The 25,807-nt window shown below is 69.2% G+C and carries 19 protein-coding genes; 16 read left to right on the top strand and 3 right to left on the bottom strand.

The features are described from left to right. On the bottom strand, window positions 1–304 hold a 304-nt coding region (locus tag ACFQ9K_RS35015), incomplete at its 3' end, for a hypothetical protein (RefSeq protein ID WP_378984108.1). Between ACFQ9K_RS35015 and ACFQ9K_RS35010 the strand changes: the two genes are divergently transcribed. The 13 genes from ACFQ9K_RS35010 (at window position 296) to ACFQ9K_RS34950 (ending at window position 17,213) form a co-directional block, all read left to right on the top strand. Beyond that, a complete protein-coding gene (locus ACFQ9K_RS35010) occupies window positions 296–8,365 on the top strand; it encodes a hypothetical protein (protein ID WP_378984105.1) in 8,070 nt (2,689 codons plus the stop codon). The genes ACFQ9K_RS35015 and ACFQ9K_RS35010 overlap by 9 nt on opposite strands. Window positions 8,366–8,414: 49 nt before the next feature. After that, complete coding sequence (locus ACFQ9K_RS35005) at window positions 8,415–8,801, top strand: hypothetical protein (RefSeq protein ID WP_378713308.1); 387 nt, start codon at window positions 8,415–8,417, stop codon at window positions 8,799–8,801. A gap of 323 nt (window positions 8,802–9,124) precedes the next feature. Next, window positions 9,125–10,969, top strand: a complete 1,845-nt coding sequence (locus ACFQ9K_RS35000; protein WP_378713306.1) for a hypothetical protein — start codon at window positions 9,125–9,127, stop codon at window positions 10,967–10,969. Then, the gene (locus ACFQ9K_RS34995; protein ID WP_378713305.1) at window positions 10,966–11,748 is read left to right on the top strand and encodes an ESX secretion-associated protein EspG; all 783 of its coding nucleotides are present in this window, start codon (window positions 10,966–10,968) and stop codon (window positions 11,746–11,748) included. Before ACFQ9K_RS35000 ends, ACFQ9K_RS34995 begins: the two co-directional genes overlap by 4 nt. A 67-nt stretch (window positions 11,749–11,815) precedes the next feature. Further along, window positions 11,816–12,172, top strand: a complete 357-nt coding sequence (locus ACFQ9K_RS34990) for a hypothetical protein (protein WP_378713303.1) — start codon at window positions 11,816–11,818, stop codon at window positions 12,170–12,172. Between the two features lie 26 nt (window positions 12,173–12,198). Continuing rightward, the gene (locus tag ACFQ9K_RS34985; protein ID WP_378713301.1) at window positions 12,199–12,501 is read left to right on the top strand and encodes a YbaB/EbfC family nucleoid-associated protein; all 303 of its coding nucleotides are present in this window, start codon (window positions 12,199–12,201) and stop codon (window positions 12,499–12,501) included. A 90-nt stretch (window positions 12,502–12,591) separates the two neighbouring features. Next, the gene (locus ACFQ9K_RS34980; protein ID WP_378713299.1) at window positions 12,592–12,909 is read left to right on the top strand and encodes a type VII secretion target; all 318 of its coding nucleotides are present in this window, start codon (window positions 12,592–12,594) and stop codon (window positions 12,907–12,909) included. Next, window positions 12,906–14,306: a hypothetical protein gene (locus ACFQ9K_RS34975; protein WP_378713297.1), complete on the top strand. Its 1,401-nt coding sequence runs from the start codon at window positions 12,906–12,908 to the stop codon at window positions 14,304–14,306. Before ACFQ9K_RS34980 ends, ACFQ9K_RS34975 begins: the two co-directional genes overlap by 4 nt. 16 nt (window positions 14,307–14,322) lie before the next feature. Next, the gene (locus tag ACFQ9K_RS34970) at window positions 14,323–14,658 is read left to right on the top strand and encodes a PE domain-containing protein (RefSeq protein ID WP_378713295.1); all 336 of its coding nucleotides are present in this window, start codon (window positions 14,323–14,325) and stop codon (window positions 14,656–14,658) included. Between the two features lie 46 nt (window positions 14,659–14,704). Beyond that, window positions 14,705–15,694 (top strand): PPE domain-containing protein, encoded by a 990-nt coding sequence (locus ACFQ9K_RS34965; protein WP_378713293.1) that lies wholly within the window; start codon window positions 14,705–14,707, stop codon window positions 15,692–15,694. Beyond that, window positions 15,691–16,482, top strand: coding sequence for an ESX secretion-associated protein EspG (locus tag ACFQ9K_RS34960; protein ID WP_378713291.1), 792 nt, complete (start codon window positions 15,691–15,693; stop codon window positions 16,480–16,482). The genes ACFQ9K_RS34965 and ACFQ9K_RS34960 overlap by 4 nt, the downstream gene beginning before the upstream one ends. A gap of 87 nt (window positions 16,483–16,569) precedes the next feature. Continuing rightward, a complete protein-coding gene (locus ACFQ9K_RS34955; RefSeq protein WP_150404153.1) occupies window positions 16,570–16,866 on the top strand; it encodes a WXG100 family type VII secretion target in 297 nt (98 codons plus the stop codon). A 53-nt stretch (window positions 16,867–16,919) separates the two neighbouring features. Beyond that, window positions 16,920–17,213 (top strand): WXG100 family type VII secretion target, encoded by a 294-nt coding sequence (locus ACFQ9K_RS34950; protein ID WP_378713290.1) that lies wholly within the window; start codon window positions 16,920–16,922, stop codon window positions 17,211–17,213. A gap of 96 nt (window positions 17,214–17,309) precedes the next feature. Here ACFQ9K_RS34950 and eccE read toward each other — a convergent pair whose 3' ends face one another. Further along, on the bottom strand, window positions 17,310–19,109 hold the full coding sequence (eccE, locus tag ACFQ9K_RS34945; protein WP_378713289.1) for a type VII secretion protein EccE: 1,800 nt from the start codon (window positions 19,107–19,109) through the stop codon (window positions 17,310–17,312). A 127-nt stretch (window positions 19,110–19,236) separates the two neighbouring features. Here eccE and eccB point away from each other — a divergent pair, with 127 nt between their 5' ends. After that, window positions 19,237–20,754, top strand: coding sequence for a type VII secretion protein EccB (gene eccB / locus ACFQ9K_RS34940; protein ID WP_378713287.1), 1,518 nt, complete (start codon window positions 19,237–19,239; stop codon window positions 20,752–20,754). Window positions 20,755–20,796: 42 nt separating this feature from the next. On the opposite strand, the gene eccA is transcribed toward eccB, so the two are convergent. Then, window positions 20,797–22,629, bottom strand: a complete 1,833-nt coding sequence (gene eccA, locus ACFQ9K_RS34935) for a type VII secretion AAA-ATPase EccA (RefSeq protein WP_378713285.1) — start codon at window positions 22,627–22,629, stop codon at window positions 20,797–20,799. Between the two features lie 287 nt (window positions 22,630–22,916). Here eccA and eccD point away from each other — a divergent pair, with 287 nt between their 5' ends. Together eccD and mycP are read left to right on the top strand one after the other, a co-directional pair. After that, entirely contained in the window at window positions 22,917–24,347 is a 1,431-nt protein-coding gene (gene eccD, locus ACFQ9K_RS34930; protein ID WP_378713283.1) for a type VII secretion integral membrane protein EccD, read from the top strand. Between the two features lie 48 nt (window positions 24,348–24,395). Further along, window positions 24,396–25,769, top strand: a complete 1,374-nt coding sequence (gene mycP, locus ACFQ9K_RS34925) for a type VII secretion-associated serine protease mycosin (RefSeq protein ID WP_378713281.1) — start codon at window positions 24,396–24,398, stop codon at window positions 25,767–25,769. Window positions 25,770–25,807 lie beyond the last annotated feature (38 nt).

Below are 25,807 nucleotides of genomic sequence, written 5' to 3'. Positions count from 1 at the left end.
GGCCAAGGCCGATGCCATCCGGGCCAGGGACGAAGCCGCGGAAGACCTGCGGCGGGCGCAGGATCCGGCCGCAGCCGAGGAAGCGTTCGACCGGCATCGCTATGCCGAGCGGGACGCGGCCGAACGGGATCAGCAGCTGGCCGATCAGCTGCGCAAGGACACGATGCTCGAGGCCGGTGCGGAGCCGTTGGATGGCGTGCCGCAGATCGGCGTCGTTCCCGGCGACCCGCCACAGGTCATTGCCGTGTTGCGCGGCGAGTCGGCAGACCCGACCACCCTCCTCGATCGAGCCGCCGTGGTGCATCCGGAGCTGGATGGCCTGGTCGGCCCGAACCGGGACAACGTCGTTGTCTACCGTCTTGTGCCCGGTGAGGACGGTCGTACCGAGGTGCGTCGGACCGATCCGCCGGACGCGCCACCGCTGGCCGTGCCGCGGCCGGAACCCGATGCCCCGAGTGATGGTGGTGGCGCGAAGAAGCCGCCGACCGGTGAGGCACCGGCCGAGCCGCAGACCACTCCGGCGACAGATGATGTTGCGGCACAGAACAAGCCGGTCGAGGATGCTAGCGCGGCCGACAAGCCGACGGCCGAGGTGAACAAGCCTGCGGCCGAGGTGAACAAGCCCGCAACCGAAACGGACCCGCCGACGGCAAAGCCGAACGAGCCCGCGGGGGAGGAGGGCAAGCGTCCGCCCACCGTCGAGCCGTCCGGTGCGTGGTCTACGGTCGGCGACCCGCGTCCCTACGAACCGTCCGCTCGCGCAGTGGGTTTCGACGGCATCATCGACCAGATGACCGCCGCGGCCGACAACGGTGCGCGCCTGCTCGATCATGCGCGCACCATGGCGCGTGCGCTGGGCGTGAATGCGGATGGTCTCAATGCCCGCGACCTGGAGCGGGAAGTTCGCGCGGTGCACGACGACGCCGAGGCCCGAGTCGCGAGGCTCCGTGACCAGCAGCAGGTGCTACCGCACCAGATGGAGCAGTACTTCGCGGATCTGCACGCCGCACAGCAGCATTACGCCGAGGTGGTGCGGGCGACCGGCGAGGTGTCCAAGACGCTCGGCCAGTACCACGAGTCGGTCAGGGTCGAGAACCGGATGCGTGCCGAGGCGGCCGCAGTGGCTGCGCGTGACCTGCTCGCTGCGGAGGGGCAGCCGCTGGGCCAGGGCGACGGAGTCGCCCTGCTCCCCGGCACCGAACGGCGACTGCTCGTCGTCTCGACGATCGGCGACGCGGAGCACATCGTCGGCCCCGAACTGCGCGCAAACCTGGACCGGCAAGGCGTCGAAATCGTCTACCGGCAGGTACTGATCGACGAGCAGGGCCGAGTCAGCGTCGTCGACCTCGCGCCGCCGAGCGCCCCGGACCCGGCGGGTACCCCGCCCCGGCAGCAGTCGTCGCCTGCTCCTGGCGAATTCGCGCCGGCCCAGCCCGGCGAGTCCAACAAGGTTGCGGGAGAGAACAATCCGCCGCGCGCGGAATCGCGCCCCGCTGAGGTGAAAACCGAAGAGGCGCAGCAGGGTTCGGACGTCCGCCCGACCACGGACGGGTTCGGCGGCGGAAAGAAGCCGCCGCAGCCGCCGGCCGCGCCGATGCCAGGCGATCCAGGGGACGGCGCCGGTTCCGGCGGTCCTCGTCCGCCGCAGGGTGAACCCGCCGGCGGCCCGAACGAATCCGGTTCGGAGGCAGCGGCACTCGCCCGCGCGGCAGCTCGGGTCGAGGGCGCGGAAGTCGCTGGCGAGACCTTCCAGGTCGAGGTGCTCAGCGAGGGCGCGATGCGCCGGGCCGAGCGGGTGGAGCTGATCACCTTCGAGGACGGCACGCAGGTGATCCGCAAGGTGCTCACCAATCCTCGGCACGGTGACGCGGAAGCGCTCGCGTCACTGGTCGGTCACGCCGTCGGCGCCAACGTGCCGCACATCGTGCGGGCCGGGGACAACGTGATCTACATGCAGGTGATGCCGGGCGACTGGGTCGACACGCAGCACACCGGCGCATTGAGCCCGCGGGACACCGGGCTGACCGAGACGCCGGACGGTGTTCGCCTCGGCCTGCTCGACGTGCTGATCCGCATGCCCGACCGCGGCATGACCAACTGGCTCGTCACGCCCGACGGGCGGATCAGCGGCATCGATCACAGCCTCGCGTTCGGCGGCGGGGTGCGCCCGAACGCCGAAACCAGCAGTGGTTTCGCCCATCACTTCCTGGAACCCGGTCCCGACGGCCAATTGCAGTGGCGTCAGCACGATTTGACCGCTGGGGAGCTGGCCGAGATCCGCGGCCGGATCGAGGCGCTGGCACCGGAGTTCGCCGATCATCCCGACTGGCATCAGTCCGTGCTCGACCGGCTGACCAAGCTCGAGCAGAACGTGCGCCCGGACGACGATCCGCCCGCGCCGGAGGAGCCGTCCGGCGGCGCGCCCGACAAGCCGGGAGACCCCGGGCAACCGGGCGCACCGCGGCGTCCCGAACAGCCGGGCGCCGGAACCGACGACGCCGGGTCCACGCCGAAGCCCGCGACCGGCGGCGACGACGGTGGGCACAAGCCGCCGCGGCCACCGGCGCCCCCGCAGCCGGGCGACCCCGGCGACGAAGGTTCCGGCGCAGGCAATCCTCCGTCGGAGGGCGGCCCGGTCGAGGAGCCGGGCGAAGTCCATCCGGACGCCGTGGCGCTCGCCGAGGCGGTGGCTCGGGTGGAGGCGGCGCAGACCTCGGGCGAGACCATCCGTTTCGAGCGGATCAGCGACGAGGCCACGCGGATCACGCTCGAGGACGGCACCCAGCTGATCCGCAAGACGCTCGGCAATGTCCAGCATGCCGACGCGGAAGTGCTTGCGGCACTGGTCGGTCACGCCGTCGACGCCAATGTGCCGCATGTGGTGCGGGCCGGCGATCATGTGGTCTACATGCAGCTCATGCCGGGCGACTGGGCGGGCGGGCGGCATCCCGGCGCGTGGAGCCCACAGGAGACCGGGCTGACCAACACCCCGGCCGGCGTCCGCCTCGGCCTGCTGGACACGCTGATCCGGATGCCGGACCGCGGCATGACGAACTGGCTGGTCACCCGGGACGGCGTGATCAGCGGTATCGACCACAGCCTCGCGTTCGGCGGCGGGCAGCGCCCGCACGCCGAAACCACCAGTGGTTTCGCCCATCACTTCCTCGAGGAGGGCCCCGACGGCGTGCTGACCTGGCGTCAGCACGACCTCAGCGCGGCAGATCTGGCCGAGATCCGCGGCCGGATCGAGGCGCTGGCACCGGAATTCGCCGATCATCCCGATTGGCATCAGTCGGTGCTCGACCGGTTGACGATGCTCGAGCAGAACGTGCGCCCGGACGGCGACCCGCCCCGATCCGAGACTCCTGGCGACGGCGGTCAGCCACGCCCGGGCACTCCCGAAAACGGAAGCGGCGCAAACAAATCCGAGAACACGCCGCAACCGGACCCGGCCGAGGCGCATCTGGCGGACAACGCCGAACGCCGCGCCGAACTGGTCGAGGCGCGCGAGCTCGCCCTGCGTGACCTCGACGCGGCGACGCGCAGGCGCAACGAGCTGGCCGAACTGCTCGGCGTCGATCCCGCCGACGATTGGGCCGCGCTGCGCCCCGGCGACAACCTCGCCGAGACGGTGCGCGAGTTGAATCATCGCCGTCCCGACGGGCAGGAGTGGCAGCCGCACGACCTGCTGCGGGTCAGGGAGCTGGAGCGGCTGTCCAATCGGGTGCCCGAGACCGAGGCGACGATCCACCGGCTGACCGCCGAAATCGCCCGAATGGACGAGCTGACCGGTCCGGCGGAAACCAGGGAGGCCGAATACGACCGCCTGCTGGAGGAGCGGGCCGAACTGGCGCGCGAGCGCGAAGCCGCCCGTCTGGCCAGGGACGAGATCGCCGCGCGACTCGATGTGCCCGAACTGACCGGTGACGCGTTCACCCAGCGGGTGATGGAGCTGCACCGGGAGGCCCAGAGCCGTTCGGTGCGGGTGCCGGCCAACCTGGACAGCCCCGCCAGGGTCGTACACGAACCGCTGGCCGGGCCCGAGCGTCAGCTGCGCGAGCGCTCCATTCGCAAGCTGATCCATGCCGTCGAGGCGTTCAACCAGCTCGACGCCGCGGTCGATCAGATCGACGCCAGGCTGAAGGTGCTGCACGGCGAGAACGTGAACCGGGACCGCCCGCTGTCCGCGGACGTGGTCACGGCGCTTGATCGGCTGGCCAACCAGCAGGCGGCGATCTTCCAGGACAGCAAGCGACGCCGCGCGGTCTTGGAAGACCTGGCGGAGCGGCTGGACATTCCGCTGTCGGACCTCGGCCCGCAACCACAGCGGCTGGCTGAGACGATGCGCCACCAGCGCCAGCTCGACGACGGCACCGATCCGCACCGGCCGGCCATGCTCGACGAGCTCGAGTCCGCCGCGGCCGACGTGATCCGGGCGGACACCGCGATGACCCGCCTGCAGGACAAGATGACCCAGCTCACCGAGCGGTGGCACGAGGTGGCCGAGTGGCGCGACACCATCGACACCGAGGGCGGGCGGATGGCGACCGACCGGGTCGGCATCATCGAGGGCGAGCGTCCCCGGATCGTGGTCTTCGGCCAGCAGCCCGACGCGGCGCGCCCGCACGCGCTGCACGATGCCGCGCTCGAACACGCGATCCGCACGAATTCCGCTGTCGCGCAGGCGATGATGCGGCACCCGCAGATCGAGTACCGGCAGACCGCACCCGGGCAGGAGTCGGTGATCCATCCGGGGCCGCCGGTGCAGCGCACGGAAACCGGCTGGATCAACGGTGATCCGGGCATGCTCATGGTCCGCTGGCGCGATGGCGCCGACGTCTGGCACACGGTCAATCCGTCCAGGCCCGATTGGTCGGTCAACGTGGACGCCGACGGCAAGCTGCGCCGCGGCGACGACCTGAGCGAGTACGACCCGGGCAACCCGGACTGGTGGGCCGGCCTGGCCGACTACATCAACGACCTGGCCACACCGTTCGCCGATATCCCACCGGGACACATCGCCAAGAACATGCTGCCGATGAACCCGATGAGCGCGCCGGTCGAATACTTCCAGGGCGGCGTCCCGGCCGACGACATCGTCACCATCCATATCGGCGGCGATTTCTATGCCATCCAACGGGATATCCGCACCCTGCTCCAGGCGATCGACCATCCCGCGGTCCGGGACTGGATCCATCGGCACCCGGCGATCGGCGACTGGGTCAAGGCCCGGCCGTGGTTGCAGAAGCTGCCGCCGTTCGCGACGGTGTGGGACGGATTCGACTGGCACAAGCCGCCGGAGACCAATATCCAGCCGATGTTCCGCGGCTGGGAGGCCAGCGAACACTCACGCCTCGACGAGCACGTGCAGATCCCCGACTGGTTGCAGCAGGTCTTCGATCATGAAGTCCAGCAATGGCAGCGGGTCCAGGACTGGGCCGACGCCGAATACGACCGATTCCGCGCGGACGACCGGCTGGCCGACAAGATCGCCGATCAGCTCGCGCACTACGGCGAGGACCAGCAGGCGGTCGCCGCGCGCAAGCTCGTCGACCTGGTGCGCAAGGAACTGGTGGACGCCCACCGCGGCATCGACCCGACCCGGCCCGACGTCGCCGAGCAACTGAGCCGGATCGACCGGCAGATCGACGAGCTGGCCGACCGCGCGCTCGGCATGTTCGACAGCAACGATCGAATCGCGGTGCGCGACACCGTCGCCGACATCCGGACGCTGCTGCTGGAACAGCAGAACAACGGCCGCATCACCGAGGATCAGCTCACCCGGATGGCCGAGGAGCTGGCGCCGCACATGTGGCACGACACCACCGCCGACAGCGCTCTGCCGCCGCCGCGCTTCACCCGCGAGCAGATCCAGCAGGTCCTCGATCACCTCATGACCGACGAGCACCTGGTCACCGACTACGCCGATCCCACCGGACGATTGGTGCGGCAGCGGATGGATCAGTTGGCCGATGTCGCCGAGGCGATCAACCGTCTCGTGGCCGGCGAGCCGCTGAAGCAGGACATCGTGATGCTCTACGACGCGCTGGCCGAATCGGAGTTCCTGCGCGACCCCGAGAACCGGAACAAGACCTGGCACGACGCGAACACGCACGCGGTCGGTCTCGGCTTCCACTGGGACGCGGACCGGCCGCCGCTCACCGATTGGCGGGCGGGCATCCCCTACGCCGCCGCGCCGCTGCCGGAATCGACGCCGTTCCTGCCGCGCGATCGCTATCAGCTCGAATTGTCCGAGGCGCGAGCCACTTTGGACGCGCGCACGGACGCACTGCTCGCGCTGGAACGGACCATGGGGATCGATCCGGCCTGGCTGTTCGGCGGCGACGACCCGGTCGAGACCCGGCTGGCCGAGCTGCGCGCGCAGCAGCCGGATCCGGCGGGGCAGCGGCGGGTGGACGACCTGACGCAGGCCTTCCGCGAGTTCGAGGATGCCGCCGAGCAGGTGCGGTTGCGCGAGCAGAACATTCAACGCCACGACGCCACGCTCGAGCAGGCCCGCGCGCTGGTTCGCAACGGACAACAGCCCGAACTGCCCGGCCCGGTCACGGATCCCGATGGCGCGCCGCGCCGTGATCCGGCGACCCAACCCGACGACGCGACCCGACGCGATGTCGACGCCGACGCCCGGCGCGAGGTCGAGGAACTTCGCGAGCGCCTCGAGTTGGATCTGGTGCAGGCTCAGGATCGGCTCGATCGTGCCGAGGCGGCGCGTGCCGAGGCGGCCGAAAGTCTGTCCATGACAATCGAACCGAACGAGCTGCGCTCGGTCCGGGAGATCGAGGCGCGCGCCGAGGATCTGCGGGCGCGCACCTTGGATGTCACTGAGCAGCAGGCCCGGCTGGACAAGGTCGCCGAACTCGAGCGGGCGGCGAAGGACTACCTGGTCGCCGAGGCCGAGGTCGGACGCATCGAAGCCGAGCTGGGTCGCGCCGAATCCCAGGCCGAAGCGCTGCGGCAGCCCGACGCCGGGGCCGGCGACCGGACCCGGCCGGCCACGGAGAACCCGAATGCGCCCGATCGGGCCCGGGAATCCGACGACGACGATTCCGCGGGCGATGACGATTCCGGGTCGGATCGCGGCACCACCGGCGGTGGCTCGAACCGCGATCGTGGCTCGGGCAATGGAAACGACGACGGTGGGGGCGATCGGTTCCGCGGCGGTGAGCCGAAGGCGCCGATGTTCCGTTCGCGCATACCGCATCCGCCGCACGAGTACGAGTTCGAGTTCCCGCCGGAGGTAGGGCCGCCGCTGCAGATCCATGTGCCGATGCCGGATCAGCCGGTGGAGCCGCCGCAGCCGCCGCACCCCCCGGTGCCCCCGCATCCGCCAGTTCCGCCTGCACCGCCGCAGCATTCGGTGCCGCCGACCAGGCCGCACACGCCGAGGCCACCCACCACGCCGACGACCCGGCCGACTCCGCCGACGACGCCTCCTACTACGCCGCCGCCGACGACGCCGCCGACGACGACGCCTCCAACTACGCCGCCGACGACTCCGCCGACGCCTCCAACTACGCCGCCGACGACGCCACCTACTACGCCGCCGACGACCCCGCCGACGACGCCTCCTACTACGCCGCCGACGACCCCGCCGACGACCCCACCCACATCGCCGGATCCGTCGCCCACGCAGACACCCGGCCCGTCGGGCCAGCCGTCGTACCCGCCGCAGGCGCTGCCCCCGTACCCGGGCGAACCCGGGGCGCCGGCAGTTCCTGGCCGGCCTGCGCATCCAGGACAGCCCGGCTATCCCGGCCAGAACGGCTATAACGGCCATAACGGGCAGCTGCCGAGCCAATCGCAGTTCAACGGCGCACCGATCGGCGACCAGCAGCAGCCGCCGCCGATGCTGCCGCCACCTCCGGTGCTCCCGCCGATGGCCGGAGCCGCCGCAGGTGGCTCGGGCTCGGGCGCGCGCAACGGCGACCGGCGCCGCGGGAACGGCGAACACGATTCGCGCAGCAGCGAAATCGTGATCCAGCCGCTCGACGGCGGCCGCTGGGCGTCATTCGATCCGGACAGCGGGTCCCTGCGGGCGATCCCCGCGGCGACCGGCCCGGTCGGCGGCGTGCTCGGCTACTTCGGTGATGTGCTCGCCGTGTTCTACCGCAGGGACGGCCGCCTGACGCTGCGTCTCGGACCCAACGAGTTCGACCTCGACGCGCCCACCGTCGGCGTCGGCTGGGAGCATGTCGATCAGCGGCATGCGCGGTTCCGGGTGCACGTCGACGGTCAGCCGGTCGTCGACTTCCCGTATCCGCTCGGCGGCGGCGGGACCGACCTCGGTTTAATCGTTCGCGATGTAATGGCCGATCCGCACCGCTGCGCGAGTGTCTTCAATTGACCGTCGGCGGTGAACATAATGAACGCAATGCGCGGAGAAAAGAGGTGACATGCCGGATTTGAAACCCGTAGGCATCTATCGGGAGATGTACAAACGTGGGCACGACGACCTCCCCTCGATCCACGACGCGAGCACCGATCAGCAGCTCGCCGACCGCGACCGCATCCTCGACTACCTGCGCAAAGCCCCCGAGGTCTTCGACGTCATGGAGGCCGTCCCGAACCTGGTCACCGGCGCCGGCTGGATCCCGGGCGGCTCCTCGCTGCACTCCGACGGCGAATGGATCTGGCGCACCGACTCCATCGAGTATCTGACCGTTCGCCCGCTCGCCATCCCGGACGAATTCGTCCAGCACGTCCGCGCCAACGACTACCTGCCACCGGACTACGACCTGCGCGATGAATCCTTCCGCGCCGCCTACCTCCGCTACTTCTAGCCCGGCCAACCGGATTTCGCACACCCGCTGGTCACGATATGTTCACGCGCAAGCGTGCCACCAGGATTCGGGTCTGTACATGCAAGGCCGACGCTAGTACCCATAGAATTGGCACGCTGTTAGAACTGGCTGCGATGCTGACGTGCGCACACAGCGTCAGCACCGTCGCAGCTACGAGGAGGGCCAGTAGCGGATGAGTGGTCAGGCGCGGGGGGAACGATCGGGTCTACCGATCGGCGACCTCGCTGAATCGAGCACACCGAGGAGTTCCGCGCTGCGGTACGGCCCGCTTCGACATATCGAGTCAGTCAGGAGCGTGACCTGTGGCCGGTGACAAACCACCTTCCCCTTGGGCCGGTTTCGCCACGATGGCGAAGAACGGCGTGCTGGAGTTGCAGCCGGGTGCCCTCGAAGATTTGGTCAACGCCGCGAACGGCGCCCGGGTCCGGGTGTCCACGGTGCGTGCCGAGATTTACCGCATCGACAAGATCAAGCCGTTCGCCGACCCGATATTGACCTCGGCGGAAACGCTGGCCAATCGCTTTTCCGAACGCGGCACCACGCTCGGCAAGATTCTGGACGACCATATCCAGATTTTGGACGACCTCAACGACACTTTCCTCGCGGCGGCCAAGGCGTACAAGGGCGCCGACGACGGCGGCAAAGCCGATTTCAACAAGCTCGAGCAATGGATCAAGCAGCACAAGGATCCGAAATTGCACGACACGCTCGGACCACGCCCAGGCCCGGCAGGCTTGAACGAGCAGAACGACCGGCTCACGCCGAGCGGCCAGAAGAAGACGCCGCAACCCGATTGGAATGAAGCCGGACATCGCAAGCCGGAGGAGAATTTCGGTCTGCCGCCGAGCCTGGCGAATGGGAAAGACGGGCAGTTCGCCGGGCGCGGAACGCGCGCCGACGATCCGGGCAGCTTCACCTACGACCAGTACCAGAAGATCATCACGTCCATGGCGGGTAAGCCCATCGAAGCCGCGCAGGCGGCCTCCGATTGGCGTTATCTGGCCGGCGAACTGAAATCCACATTCACCATCCTGTCGAACAAGATGACCTCGTCGTCGTCGAAATGGACCAGTCCGAACACCGGCAGCGGCGAAGGCGCCGCGGACAAAGCGCGCAAGGCGATGAGCGCCTATGGCGACAGCGCCGATTCGCTGATGACGAATATGGGTCTGATCGGCGACAACCTGGAATACGTTTCGGAGTGGCTGTACACCACCTACGTCGGTCTGTCCCAGGCCAGCGCGACCGAGGTTCCGGCGCAACCTTCGGAGAAGCCGGAGGCATATAAGACCCGCGCCGAAGAAGTCCGTCGTCAGGGCTACATCCGGGCGATGAACGGTGCGTATGTACCCGGCGTCGAACACTCCGACCAGAAAATCGCGTTGCTGCCCGACCCCATTCCGCCGGTGCAGCAGCAGACGCCGGGTCCGCCCGGGCCTCCTGGACCTCCCGGTCCGCCCGGACCGCCCGGACCCGGATCCCAGAAGCAGCTGCAACAGCAGCAGGAGCAGCAGAGGCAGCTGCAGGAGCAGGCCGAAAAGCAGCGCAAAGCCATGGAAGACCAGATGGCGAAGGCGCGCGCGGACCAGGAGCAGCGCGCCCTGCAGCAGCAGAAGCAGGCTCAGCAACAAGCCGCTCAGCAGGCCGCCCAGCAGGCAAGCCAGCAGGCCGCGCAGATGGCATCGCAGATCGGGCAGCAGCTCTCCCAAGCTGCTCAGCAGATGGGCCAGCAACTCGCCTCTGCGGCCCAGCAGGCCGCGCAGCAGGCAGGCCTGGCCGGTCTGCCTGGCATCCCGAGCCTGAAGGACCTGGAAGAGCAGGCGAAGAAGGCGATGGGCACGGCCGCGAGCAAGGGCGCGGGCGGCCCCGGGCCTGGTGGTGCACCGAAAACCCCTGGTGTGGGCCAGAACCTGGACAAGGCGTCCAAGTTGTTCCCGCGCGCCGAGGCCACCACGAACGCCGCCGCGACCGGCGCCCGCGCGGGTCTCGCCTCGAGCGCTGGAATGGGCATGGGCCCCGGCCCCGGGCCTGGGGCCGCCGGCCAGCAGAAGGAGCACAAGCGCGCCGATTATCTCGATTCCGTCGAGCATCTGGAAGATGCGATCGGTGACGCACCGGTCGTGGTCAAACCTGTTGTGGAGCAATGAACCGTACCTGGGATTTCACCGACCTCGAATTCGCCGCGGCGTGGGACGCGACGCAGTCGGACCTCGTCCCTGAACCGTTCGTCTACACCAGTTCGACCAAGTACTACGACGACGCTCGCGAAGCGATGCGGACGGCGTGGGGTGAGGTGCGCTCGCGTTGGGGGCGCGAGGTGGACGACGTGCTGGCCGCCATCGCGGTTCCGGACATCCGGCTGACTGTCCGCGGTCTGGACGGTCAGGATGTGCGAAACCCGAAGAAGATCGTCCGAATGCTCGCCGCGCGCAAGGGTGACTACGCCTATCTGATCGTCCAGAAACCTGGGCGAACATATTGGCACGCCGGGGGTTTCACGCTCACCGAACACGAGGTGCTCTCGCTCGGCGACACCGTGGCCGCCGCGTTGCCGAAAGTCGACGCGGGCAAGCAGTCCGATTTCGTTTTGGTCGAACCGCGCGCCGACGACGAACTCGACTACTCCTATGGGCGTTCGAAGATTCAGGATTTCGACGACGGTGTCGACACTCGCACCCAGGCATTCAATCGGGCGACGTCGGACTTGGACGGCACCATTGTTGTGCAGCAGGGTTATTCCCGTTTCGGGCCGCGCGGAATCACTAGCGTCGATATCGGATGGCGTGATCTGGTCGACGACGGTCGATATGTGGTCTTGCCCGGACATCCGACAACGGTGGTTGCCGCGGACACCAAACGACTGGGTGCGTTGATCAACACGCAGATCGCCGAAGTGGTCCGGGCAATCAAAGATGATCGCGCATAAGGAGTTGTTAAGGAGTTGACATGCGTGAGACGCTGTTATTGATCCTATGTTCGGAGAGCGGGCGGCTATGACGGAATCCAACGACGATGCGGGACAGGAGTTTCCGACGGAATTCGTCGCGACCTCGCTGACCGGGTCGATCGCCGTGCGCACCACCGAGCAGGGCCTGCCGTTGGGCATCAAGCTCGAGCAGGATCAATTGCGGCGTGATCCGGCGGCACTGGCCGCCGAGATCCTGCGGCTGTGCAAGCAGTCGGCGAACCGGGCCGGACTGGCCCGCCGGACGCAGCTGCGCGAGGCCGGTTTCACCTCGGAGATGTTGGCGATGACGGGACTGCCCACCGAGCAGGAAGTCGCCAGACAAGAGATCATCGAGGAGCAGGAGTACGAGACCGAGCCGCAGAGCTGGCTTCGATCAGTCTGACCAGGACGAGAATTCGGGAGGTAGTCATGGTCGACACGATGGACGAATTGATCGCGCGGGTGCAGCAACAGATGTACCGGCTGCGCGATCTCAACGACGCGACCACCGGGATCCTGGTGACCGAGACCTCCGAGGACGGGGCGGTCACGGCTTCGGTGGACGGCAACGGCGCGCTGGTCGGACTCAGTCTCAGCGGCGCGATAGCCAAGCTCTCGCCGGCCGACTTCGAGAAGACACTGATCGATACCGCACGCACGGCGGCCTATCGGGCCTTCGCCGAACGCGCGGATCTGGTCACCGCATACAACGAGGAAAACGCGGGTCGGTGATCTAGAAATTATGTCGCGATCAGCGCCGCACATGGTCCGGTAGGTAAGGTTTGACGAGACACCATGGTGTTTCGGGATTGGATGTCAGTCATGAATCACATTGAAGTCGTTCCGGATGCGGTTCGGGCATACGGTTCCGCGTCGGCCGCGATGGCCGCGGGCGTCGCGGCCGCGGGGGCGGTCGACCAGGCGGCGACCATCGGCACGGTCGTTCCGGTGTTCGGTCTGATCGGCCAGGAGTTCCTCGCCTCGTTCGCGTTCGCGCAGGCGAATCATCTGAGCTCGGTGGCCGAGCTGGCCGCGGTGCACGCGGGCACCGCCCTGACCGCGCACGAGGCCGCAAGCACCTATGAGGTCACCGACGGCGCGTCCAGCGCGGCCATCGGATCGGTCAACTCGAAGTCATGACCATCCCCGGGGCAATCCCACCGCCGGGGGCGGAGCCGTTGGATCCAACTGTGCTGGATCTGTTGCGGGGCAGTGCGTTGGCTCCGATGCTCGATCAACCGGTGAACGACATCCTGCACAGCATGGGTCTGCCGAACATGCCCGAGATGCCCTCGTTCATCCAGATGCCGGAGATGCCGCCGCTGCCGCCGCTGGATCTCACCGCGCTGATGCGGCCGCTGACCGACCTGGCGTCCGCGTTCGGCAGCGGAAAGCTGGGCGCGCCACCCGCTCCCGCGCCCGCCCCGGCCAATGCCGACGGCACCCAGAACGCGGCGGCTCCCGCACCGCCGCCCGATCCGACTCAACTGCTCACCGGTATCTCGACCGTCATGCAGACGGTGATGCAGATCGGTACCTCGGCGATCCAGACGGCGATGTCGGTCTGGCAGGGCATGGCGGCGATGGAAGCGTCGAAGAAGGCCGGCGAGGCCGCGTCGGACGCGGGCAAGCTGGAGGCGCAGAGCACTCAGGAGAAGTTGGTGCTCACCAACGCGGCGGGCAGCGTCTTCACCGGCGCCGGTCTGATGTCCGCGGTGGTGGCGAAGTTCTCCACCACCCTCGCCTTGGCGCCGCTGTACGCGGCAACCCCTGCGGGACAGGTGTTTCTGGCCGCCTCGGCGGTCGAGGCGATGGCCGAGGCGCTCGGCATCACGGTCAAGACCAAGGGCGAACTGCTCGGCCACAGCGCCTCCATGACCACGACCGGGACCAAGGTGCCGATCACCAACGCGCCCAAGGGCGTCGCGGGTGCGGGCGGCGCCGATCAGCTCAGTCAGCTGATGAGTATGGTGACGCCGCTGATCAGCACCGCGACCACGGCGGCGCAGTCGCTCGGCCAGCTCGCCCAGGCGAGTTCGGCGCTCAGCGCGCCGAAGCCGGTCGTCGACCCGAAAACTCATACGGGCGAAGGCCTTTCCGACGAGGAGAAGGCCAAGGCTGCGGCGGACGCCGCCGCGGCGGGTGGTATCGGCTCCGGACCGGGCGCCTTCGGCCCCGGCCCCGGCGTGGCCGCGACCAACGCTCCGCTGAACCCGTGGCAGGGCACCCGCGTCGCCAGCGGCTCGATGGGCTCGCTCACCGGGCTGAGCGGTGCCGGGTCCAGTCCCGCTACGACAGCGGCGATGTCGACCGCCGGTACCGGCGCGGGCGGCATGGGCATGCCGATGTCCGGCGCCGCGGGTGCGGCCGGGCTGGCCAGGGACGGCGCGTCCAGCACCGACTCGCTGCGCGGCCAGATGGTGACCGGCCAGCACGGCGACGAAGTGGTCGGCCGGATCGAGGGGGTCTCGTTGCCGGTGGTCGGCGCGACCGATACCACGTCGGAACCCCCGCCGGATAAAGAACTCACGCTCTGACTTTGAGGAGGGTCTCATGAGTAGTGATGGCGCGTTCGCGAGCTTCCAGTTCGACGCCGCCGCGGCCGGAGAGGCATCGAGCGGACTCGATGTGCTCGCCGACCGGCTGGCGGCCGATCTCCAGGCCGCGGAGCAGGCATTGACGATTCAGCCGGCGGGCGCGGACGAGGTCTCCGCCCGGGCCGCGCAGACCGGGAACGAGGTCGCGTCCTCGTACCTGGCCAGCGCACAGGCCAGCGTGACCGAGATGCGCAAGCTGGCGGCCACGTTGCGGTTGCACACCAACGAGTTCAGCCAGATGGAAAGCGACAGCGTCGCGGACTTCGACGCGGCAGGCGGCCGGTCCGCCTGAGGCACGGTCCGTGGAAAGGCCTGTCTTGGAAAGGCACAGCGCAGCAATGATCGAACCACCGAAGCCAGGGTTCACCGGCGTGGTGTGGGAAGCTCGGCCGCCGGAGCGGCTCGCGCGAGACCTCACCACGGGGCCGGGCTCTGTGCCGATGGCCGAGGCGGCCGCCGAATGGGCGCGACTCGCCACGGTTTTCGGTGCGGCGGTGCTCGAATACGAGCGGGTCCTTGCTTCGCTGCGCACCGCGTGGCAGTCCGGTCGCAGCGGCGAGGTCATGGAAAAGGTGACCACGCTGCGGGATTGGCTGGTCGACGCGGCCGCCACCGCCACCGCGAACGCGACCCGCCTGCAGGCGCAGGTGGCCGCGTACGAGGTGGCCAAGTTGACCATGCCGAACACCGCGGACATCCAGCAGATCCAGCAGGTGCAGGCCGCCCTGGAAAGCATGGGCGCGATGCTCGGCGCCCCCATCCGGGCCATCGCGGCGGACAACGACGCGGACGCCGATGTGGCGAAAGCCGTTGCGTCGCGGGTGATGCGGAGCTACGAGACGGCCGCCGAACCGCTGGCCACGCCGTGGCAGCATCAGGAGCCGCCGAAAATCGCGCCGGAACAGGCGCTGGCCGCGGAACAGGCGGCCACCGCCGCCGCGGCCGCGGCGCCCAAGGCCATGCCGGGCTTCGGCAGGATGCCGATGGGTCCCATCGCGATGCCGACGTTGCCGCCGCGCGCGCTGTCCGCCTACCGCGCGCCGGTGTACTCGCAATCCACGACCACCACCGAGCCCGCGACAAAGTCGACTCAGGTCAGCGCGACGAGCGCGACCGGTCAGTCCGCGCCGGTGGCCCCGGGGGCGATGGGCGGCGCGGGCAGCGGCGGCCAGGATTCGGCCCGGTTCCCGCGCGCCAGCCTGGCCGGCGAGGCCGACCAGATCGGGCTTGAAGGCGAAATCCAAGCCGCCCCGGCCGTTCTCGGCGGCACCGAGTCGGTGACCAAGGCGCCCATCGAGACTCGGACCGAAACCGGCGGTGCGCCGTGACCACACTGACCAACGACGCGCTGCTCGCCGTCGCCGACCGGGCCGGGGTGCAGACCCTGCCGCTCGCGCTTTCGGTAGGGCCGCAACAGGATTCGTTCGAGGAATGGCAGCGGGCACAGGAAGACGCCGTGGCCGGACTGATCGGTGACGGCCTGATCGATGCCGACGGCGAGGTGGCTCCCGACCTGGCCGAGACGTTGTTCACGCTGGCGCTGCCGGAACAGGAACTGGCCGCCCGCATCTTCACCGAGCACGGCACCCGGCGGGTCTGCGTGGTGCGGCGCGGACACGCGCACGCGCTGGCGGTCCGCACCGGCGACACCTTCGAGGTGCGGCAGCTGTCGACCGACGGATCGGCGACCGACCTGGTGCGCCCGCTGCTCGCCGCGATGGATCCGTGCCCGCCCGCCGAGATCCCCCATTTCAGCGTCCCCGCCGCGGAGCTGGCCGAGCGGTTGAACGCCGCCGCCACGCCGAGCGAGCTCACCGACGCTCTCTATGCCCTGGGTGCCACCGAACGCGACGCCACGAAATTGGGGCTCGCTTTCGGTGCGACGCACGCATACGCCGAGATCGTGGCGTGCGCCCATGAGGATGGCGTGACCACACGGGCGCCGGGTGCCGTCGCCGTGTACGACACCGCCCGCGGGCGGATCGTCGCCGCGCCGACGGTCTCCCCGGATCAGCAGATCTGGTCCACGGTCACGCCGGGTACCGACCACCGGGTTGCGCAAGCAGTCGCCACGTTGATCGAGGGACTGCCCGGGGGGAGGTGGCTGCCGCAGTAGTTCCTGGGTGGCAACTTCGGTTGTCTTGTAGTTCGACGAGATCGTTTGTCTGAGAACGATCTTCACAAATGACGAAAGGTCAAACAAATGTCCCTCACCTCACTCGGTGGTTCGAGCAAGGCTGTTGGTGTCGAGGCCGGCGGCGTCCAGAAGGTCGTCGGCGATCTCGAGACCGCCATCAACAACCTGCGCACCTCGGTCAAGGAAATCGACCAGGCCGCGCAGGATGTGCTGAAGGGCTGGAAGGGCGACGCGTCCGACAAGTTCGTTCAGGTGGCAGGCGACTGGCACGACGAGGCCGAAGACCTGAACAAGCGCCTCGACCAGTTCACCGAAGCCGTCAACAACGGCAAGTCGACCCTGCAGGCCATGGACCAGGCCTGATCGGCGCCTGCTCCGCTCTGTATCCGGAACCCATCGTTCGAAGGAATTGACGAATGACCATTCTTTACGATCCCGCTGCCATGAACGAGCTCTACAGCGACCTGCAGACGCACGGCGGCAAGATGAAGGGCGAGATCGACTCGCTCAATGACGCCGCCAAGGCGTTCCACGACAACCTGACCGGTGAGAACGCGTCGCAGGGCTTCGACGGCGCGCACAAGAACCTCACCCAGGGCCTCGAGGACACGCTGCAGAAGCTGGACGCCCTGGGTGCCCAGGTGGAGAACGCGCTGAACCGCGCGCTCGAGGCCGATGGCAAGGTCGGCGACGGTTTCGCCGCTTTCTGACATGTCCGCCACCTGACGGCCGACCGGAACATCCAGTTCCGTTCGGCCGTTTCGGTTTTCGGGGCCGGATAACGCGCGACCAGCGGATGCCGCAGATCAGCGCGCGGCGAGCGATTCGCCGATGTAGTGCATCTCGTCCGGCGTGGTCACCATGAACACGGTCGCGCTGGCCGTCGCGGTGCGCACGGTGATCCGGTTCGGCGCGTCCGGGTCCTGGGTCAGCGTAACGTCGGCGTCGATCGCGCTCGGCGGCTGATCCGGCGTGCGCACATGCACGATGGTGGCGCCGCCCGCATGCGTGGTCGGGGCGATCCCGTCGAACACGACGACCGTGGTGCTCGGGTACGGAGCGGCGGGCAATGGTGGTGCCGCAGGCGCGTGGTAACTCGCTCCCGCGGATCGCGGCGCGATCGAAAGCACATGCGGGGCATCGAGATTGGTCACCATGGTGTGCCACGCGTCGGGCCGGGCGGTGTGCACGATGGCATGCGCGCCGAGCGCGGTGGCGCGCAGGATCACCTGCTGGGCCAGGTCCAGGTTGCCGATCACCTCCAGGTGCCTGGTGCCCTCGCCGACCAGCGGCACCGCGATGCCCTGGCCGATCTCGTCGGCGCCGATCAACTGGCCGCAGCCCGCCGTCGGCACCGCGATATCGGTGAGCGCGGTGAGGGTGCCGCGGTATCCGGTGTCCGCGCCCCAGCGCCCGGCGGCGCCGATCGGCAAGGTATCCAACAGGATTCGCAGCTGATTGCCCGGTAGCTCGCGCAGCCCGGGCAGCGGCGGTTCCTCCGGCTCGAAGGTGGTGTCGAACCGGACCACGGCGTTGAGCACGACGGTGCCCGCGTGGTCGGCCCGCGTGTCGTGCCGGTGCGCGCCCGGGCGCAGCCGCAGCGTCACCGTGGTGGACAGGCTCTGCACCGTCCAGATGTCGGCCAGCCCGCGCGGGCCGATCAGCTCCGCGCCGATCTGATAGTGCGTGAGGTATCGGCCCTGATACTCCAGCGACCGCGGCGATTCGGCGAGCTGATCGACCTCGAAGCCATGGGTGAGTTCGCGGACCGCGGTGTTCATTTCGGCGGCGGTCAGCACCGAGGTGGCGATGTCGTGCGCGGCGAGCCGGTTCGCCACCCGCCGGGTGGCGATCATCGCGGTGCGCAGGGCGCCGGTGCCGCCGCCACCGCGCTTGTCCACCGCCTCGGCGTTGGCCAGCGGGTCCAGCCGCAGCACCAGCCAGAGGGTGCGGTGCGCGATGGCGGGCAGCGGGCCGAGGATGCTGTCGTAGAGGTGCGAGATCATGCCGGTGCCCGCGGTACGCGCGCCGGTGCTCACCAGGTCGACGCTGGCCAGCGTCAGGTCGAATTGGTCGAGGCAGCGGGCGATTTCGGTGAGCGGAAGCAACTGGTCGGTGCTCAGCGAACCGCGGCGCAGCAGCGTCAGCGTGTCCGGCGGCGGATCGATGCGCAGCATGGTGAGCAGCAGTTCGCCGTCCCAGCGCACCCCGTAACCGCCGCCCTCGCTGAACGGCACGTCGAAGGCGGGCGCCTGGGCCAGCTGGTCGGCGGGCCGCAGTCCGCTGCGCCGCCGGGCCAGCGCGCCGCCGATCCGGGCGGCCGGGGTGCGGCCGCGAATCGGCAGCAGGAAGATCACCGCGAAACCGACGCCGCCGCCGATCGCGCCCCACAGGGAATGCGTTGTCGCGAGCACGATCCAGGCCAGCGTGGCGGCCAGCACCGCCACCGGCACGATCACCCGCAGCGGATAGATCCGGAACAGCCAGAACTCGGGGTCCCGCAGGGTGTCGTAGGCCGAGGCCCGGTCGGCGGCCTGCGCCTGCGCGTCGCCGCTCTCCGGTTCGGTCTCCCCGTCGGGCCTGGTCTCGTTCATCGTTGTCGTCACCGCGTTGTCCCTGTCTGCCACCCGTACGGCCACCGCCGAAAGACCATGAATTCATCGGTTCAGGGCCGTCCTGGAATTACGGTACCGTGTCGATGAAGATGGTTCTCGACAGTTCGATGGAGACCTTGTGCCGGCACAGCTGACCACCCGAGCCCAGGTCAACGGGTACCGATTCCTGTTGCGCCGACTCGATCACGCACTGGTGCGACGTGACGTGCGGATGCTGCACGATCCCATGCGGTCCCAGGTGCGTTCGCTGATGGTCGGCCTGGTGCTCGGCATCCTGATCATCGCCGGCGCGGCCATCCTGAGCTTCCTGCGCCCGCAGGGCGCGATCGGCGACTCGCTGATCGTCTCGGGCAAGCAGAGCGGTGCGCTCTACGTCGTCGTGCAGTCCGAGGACGGCAACAAGACGCTGCACCCGGTGTTGAACCTGGCCTCCGCGCGGTTGATCACCGGCAGCAACGCCGAACCGAACGCGGTGAAGGACAGCAAGCTCAACAGCATGCCGCGCGGGCCGATGGTCGGCATTCCCGGTGCGCCGAGCGCGCTGCCGGGGTCGGGGCAGGGGTCCCGCTCGGAGTGGGCGCTGTGCGAGACGATCGCGCTGTCGCAGGGCGGCAGCGCGGCCTCGGCCACCGGCGGCACCACGACAATCGTCGCGGGACGCCCGGTCCTCGGCGAACGCACCCGCACGGTCGGCAAGGACGAGGCGCTGCTGGTGAAGCGCAGCGACAAGACCTACCTGGTCTACGACGGCAAGCGGGCCGAGGTCGATCCGGGTAACTCGGTACTGCAGCGCGCGCTCCAACTGACCACGCACCGGCCGCGGCCGATCGGTACCGGAATGCTCGGCGCGACAACGGAAGTCCCGCCGCTCGTCGCGCCGCAGATCCCGCAGGCCGGCCAGCCCGGTCCGGGCCCGCTGACGAAGATCCCGGTCGGCGGTGTCATCTCCATCCGCGACGTCGGCGACGGCAAGCCCGAGCTGTACGCGGTGCTCGCCGACGCGCTGCAGCCGGTGAGCCCGTTCACCGCGCAGGTGATCCGGTTCGCCGATTCGCACGGAATGAGCGAGATCCCGACCATGCCGCCGGACGTGCTGGATCGGGTGCGGGTGGTGCATGATGCGTTGCCGGTCAACGACTTTCCGGTCGAGACCCCGAAGATCCTGAATGCCGAGGACGCCCCGGTCACCTGTGTGGCCTGGTCCAAGACGCCGGGTACGGCACCGGCCAATCGCAAGGTCGACGCCGGCGACGGCCCCGCCGAGCGCGCCTCGGTGACCCTGCTGGCCGGCGTGCGCGTGCCGATCGCGGAATCGGCGAAGACGGTCGCGCTGGCCACCGCCGACGGCACCGGTGACCGGGTGGACGCCGTGTACGTCCCGCCGGGCACCGGCGAGTTCGTTCAGGTGACCGGCATGGGGCCGGGTAGCCCGCGCCGGGGCAGCCTGTTCTACGTCGCGGATAACGGTGTGCGCTATGGCATTCCGGACATGGCGACGGCGGGCGTGCTCGGTCTGGGGGACACCCCGAGGCTGGCGCCGTGGGCGATCATCGGCCAGATGGTTCCGGGTGCGACGCTGTCGGCGAAGGAAGCGCTCACCGCGCGCGATCAGTTGCCGCTGGAACCGCAGCACTGACCCGGGCGGGCCTGCACCGGCAGCCGGTGCAGGCCGCGTCGGTCAGAGGCTGAAGGGGACGTTCAGCGACGCGAGGATGCCGGACAGCGCGGTGTGCATGTCGGGCGCCTCGATCCGCATCAGCATCGACTCGTCGATATTGGCCAGATCCAGGCTCTCGTCGTTGGCCAGCCGGAACTCGCGCTCCTCCTCCGCGGCCTCGATGACGTTGCGGATGAATCGGCCGTTGCCAGCCAGGTCGACGCCGCGGCGCGGCTGCCCGCTCTGGTCGGTGCTCTGCAGTTCGTAGAGCTGGGTGCAGGCCTGGACGAGCAGCTCGAGCGCTTCGTCGGACAGCTCCGAGTCCCGCTTGTGCGCGATGACCTTGCCGATCTCGCCGAGCTCGGAGGGTGTGTAGGACGGAAACTGCACCCGCTTGGAAAAGCGGGACGCCAGACCGTCGTTGGCCGCAAGCAGGCGGTCGATCTCGCCGTCGTACCCGGCGATGATCACCACGAGCCGATCGCGGTCGTTCTCCATTCGCGCCAGCAGCGTGTCGATGGCCTCCCGGCCGAACGAGTCGCCGCCCTGCAAACCGGTCTGGATCAGCGTGTACGCCTCGTCGATGAACAGCACGCCGTCCATCGCGCTGTCGATCAGCGCCTCCGACTTCACCGCGGTGCCGCCGAGATGCTGGGCGACGAAGTCGACGCGCTTGGCCTCGACCACCTTGTCGGTCTTGAGGATGCCGACGCCGCAGTAGATCTTGGCGACCACCCGGGCGATGGTGGTTTTACCCGTGCCGGGCGGACCGGTGAACGCGAGGTGCTGACCGCGCGCCCCGGCGGCCAGGCCCTTCTCCGCGCGGATCTTCGCCATCTGCGCGCTCGACTGCAGCTTGGCCACCTGGGTCTTCACCGAGGCCAGACCGATCTGCGAGTCCAGTTCGGCGCGGGCGTCGGCCAGGATCTTCTTGGCCCGGTCCTCGGTTTCGGCCTGCTCCATCGCCTTCATCGAGGGCGCGGAGGCCGGATCCCACTTGTCCTTGCGGGCGTCGATCGTTTCCCGCGAGGTGATGCTGATCCGATAGGTGCGGTCGCGCATCGCGGCGGTGTTCGCCTCGAAATCCGGCGCCTGCGAGTAGACCTTCTCGAACAGCCCCTGCGCCACCTCTTCGTTGCCGGATTCGCGCAAGCACAGGCCGCGGCAGAACATGGCGGTCGACCGGGCGGCCGGGATCGGGCCCGCCTCGGCCTGTTCCATCCGGCGGATCGCCTCACCGAACAGCCCGAGCTGCGCGCACGCGGTGCCGACCATGACGTTCGCGCCGGCCGCGAGGAACGGGTCGTCCCATTCCGCCGAACCGGCCAGCACCGTCATGACGTCGGGCCAGCGCTGGGTGTTGTAGTGCAGGACGCCGCGGACGTAGGCGCAGATGCGGTTGTCGATCTCGCGATCCGGGTCGCTCAGCTGGGACCTGCGGTGCGCGTCGAGTTCGTCGAGCACCCGCTCGGCCTCGTCGTACTCCTTGTCCGCGATGAGCTGTGCGGCCCAGGCGAGCCAGATCTCGGTGTAGCTGGCGAGCGGGTAATCGATGTAGAGGCCGGGCAGAAAGCGGCCGGCCAGATCGCGTGGTTGCAGGCCGAGCCTGCGCTGTTCCCGGTAGAGCGTGCTCGCGCTGGTCTTGTGCATGTTGAACAAGACGTCCTTGGTGAGCTCGCCGGCGGCGGCGCGGCCGAGCCAGGCGTCGCACATCGTCGGATCCCACTCGGTGGCGCGCTGGAAGGCGAGCTTCGCGTACTCGAGGTCGCGCGCGGATTCCTGGCCCTCGATGGACAATCCCAGCGACAGAATTCCGGCGTCGAAGGCTCGTTGTGCTTGGCGATTGCCGGTCATGGCTGTCGGACCCCGAAGTCTTCGTTCGTAGTAGCGGATGAGTTCTTTATGCCCCCCAGACTACCGATCGCGCAGTGCCTGGTCTGTCCGTTACATTAGGTTCAGCTGCCCAGAGGTTGCAACGCAAGTGTTGTCTAGGTGAGAGTCATACGGGTGTCGAAGTCGTTCACTCAGAAGACGTTCCACCCAGTGCGGTCGAAGCGTGAACAATCGTCAGTGGAGAGGCCGGGGGTCCGGGGTCGTTGATCGAGTCACCTACTAGTGGCACACGCGCCGCTGAACCGGAGTTGAGTCGGGTTTCCGTCATCGGCGGGAACACTCAGCTCGATGTCGGGCTGCCTGCCACCGTGCCGATCGCCGGCTTCATCGGCGACCTGGTGGCGTTGATCGAATCCCGCAATCCCGACCAGCTCGACGCCGAGGACGACTCGGTGCCGCTGCAGGCCCAGCATTGGACGTTGGCCCGGGTCGGCCAGGAGGCGTTCGCGCCGAGCCGCACGCTCAACGACGCCGACGTGCACGACGGCGAACTGCTGGTGCTGCGTTCGGTCACGGCGAAGGAATCGCCCGCGCTCTTCGACGACGTGATCGACGCGGTCTCCCGGCTCACCGCCGAGGAATTCCGCAGCTGGACCGGTGCCTCCGCGCGCTGGATGGGCCTGGTCGCCGGCGTGCTGACCGTGCTCAGCGCGCTCGCGCTGCTGGTCATCTCGCGTGGGCACGGCGATCCGCTCGCGCCCGCGTTCGTGTTGTCGGCCGTCGGCATCGGCGCGTTCGTCGCCGCAGGCTTCGCGGCCCGCAAATACCTCGACCAGGTCACCGCCACCTGGTTGTCGCTGGACGGCCTGTTGCTGTTGTTCGGCGGCGCCGCGCTGTTCGTGCCCGGCGCCCTCGGCAGCGCGCACCTGCTGCTCGGTTGTTCGGTGACGCTGGTGGCCGCCGTGCTCGGCTATCGGGTGATCGGCACCGGGGCCACGCTGTTCTCCGCCGCGGGCGCGCTCAGCGTCGTCGGGGGCATCACCGCCGCGGTGTATCTGGTCTGGCATCCCGGCCTGCCGAAGGTGGGCGGCGGGCTGGTGGTGGTCGGCATCGCGATGCTGTCGCTGGTGCCGCGCCTGGCGGCCGGGCTGGCCCGGCTGCCGATCCCGCCGGTGCCGACCGCGGGCGCCGCGATCGACCCGGCCGACCACGAACAGCGCCCGACCATCGAGGGCATCGGTGCGATCGGCGCCACCGCCCTGCCGTCCGCGTCCGGCCTCGGCGAACGGGCCCGCGCGGCCAACCAGTACCAGTCCGGCCTGATCATCGCGTGCACGCTGAGCGCGGTGATCGGGGCGTTCGGCGCGGCCGACCCGTTGGGCTCGGACCGCTGGCAGGGCATCGTGCTGGCCGTGGTCACCGGGATCATCCTGTGCCTGCGCGGCCGGTCCTTCGCCGACCTCACCCAGGCCGCGACGCTGATCGCCGGCGGCTGCCTGGTCTTCGTCTCGCTGGTCGTCGGCGCGGCGATCGGGGACGCGGATCTGGAAATGCTGTCGGTCGGCCTGCTGATCGCCTTCGCCGCGGGCACGATCGGCTTCGGCGTGATCGGACCGCACATCGAGGTCACCCCGGTGACGCGGCGCATGATCGAGATCTTCGAATACCTGTTGATCATCTCGCTGATCCCGCTGGTGCTGTGGATCATGAACGTCTACTCGCTGGCCCGGAACATATGAGCGCGGGCAGAGATGGGACCTAGCGCCTTCCGTCGCAGTCTGCTGCGGATGGCCGGCGCCGTCGCGGTGGTGGGCCTGGTGGGCGTGCCCGCCCCGCCCGCCTCGGCGATCTCGCCGCCCGCCATCGATCCGGGTGCGCTCGGCATCGCCCAGGCGTTGAGCGGGCGCCCCGCGCCGCTGGAACCGACCCAGCAGGCCGACCAGTGCGCCGAACCCCAGCTCACCGGGTCGCCGCCGAACGAGCCGCCGATCTCGCAGCGGGTGCTCGAGCTGCCCGCGGCCTGGCAGTTCAGCCGCGGCGCAGGCCAGAAGGTCGCGGTGATCGACACCGGGGTGCAGCGGCATCCGCGGCTGGCCGCGCTGCAACCGGGCGGCGACTACGTCTCCGACACCGACGGCACCGTGGACTGCGACGGCCACGGCACCCTGGTCGCCGGAATCATCGCGGCGCAGCCGAGTCCGGCCGACGCGTTCACCGGGGTCGCGCCGGACGCGGAGATCCTCAGCATCCGCCAGCTGAGCCTGGCCTACGAGAAGAAGGACCGCGGCGGCGAGCGCCCGCCCGGCAGCATCCGCGCCGACGGCTACGGCAGCGTGCTCACCCTGGCCGCGGCCGTGGTGCGCGCGGTCGATCTCGGCGCGACCGTCATCAACATCTCCGAAGTCGCCTGCAGCCCGGCCGGATCCGACACCGCCGACTCCTCGCTCGGCGCCGCGGTGAAGTACGCCTACGACCGCAATGTCGTCGTGGTGGCCGCCGCGGGCAACGTCGAGAACAACGGTCCCTGCCAGAAACAGAACGACCGCTCCGGCTGGGGCTCGGTCAACACCGTGGCCAGCCCCGCGTGGTTCTCGCCGTACGTGCTCGCCGTCGGCTCGGTGGACGCGGACGGCAAGCCGTCGGACCTGTCGTTGCACGGTCCGTGGGTCGCGGTGGCCGCGATCGGCCGCAATATCGTGTCGCTGGACAGCAAGCGCGACGGCGTCGGGCTGGTGAACGGCGTGCAGACCGACGAGGGCATCCGCCCGGTGGACGGCACCAGTTTCGCGGCCCCCTACGTCGCGGGCTTGGCGGCCCTGGTGCGGTCGCGCTTCCCGAATCTCGATGCGCGCCAGGTGATGGACCGCATCATCCGGACCGCGCAGGCGCCGGGCACCGGTCACGACGACGCGATCGGCGCGGGCCTGATCGACCCGCTCGCCGCGCTGACCGCGCAGCTGCCGGAGAAGTCCGTGAGCGAGGGCGCCGATGTCGATCGGCCGATCGCCGCGCCGGTGATCCCGCCCGGACCGGATCCACGGCCGCGCCGGATCGCGGTGATCGGCTCGCTGACCTGTTTGACCGCACTGGCAATCGGTGTGGCGGTAGCGATTCCGTACCGCCGCAGACGTCGGGAGATCGACGCCGAATACGACCCGTAACCCCGGCTCCGCGCCGAACGCAGAGAGCTCGATCGATC

The organism is Nocardia sp. NPDC056564 (assembly GCF_042793755.1).
Taxonomy (GTDB): domain Bacteria; phylum Actinomycetota; class Actinomycetes; order Mycobacteriales; family Mycobacteriaceae; genus Nocardia.
The sequence above is the reverse complement of the archived record's forward strand: the minus strand, read 5'-3'. Positions and strand labels throughout refer to the sequence as shown.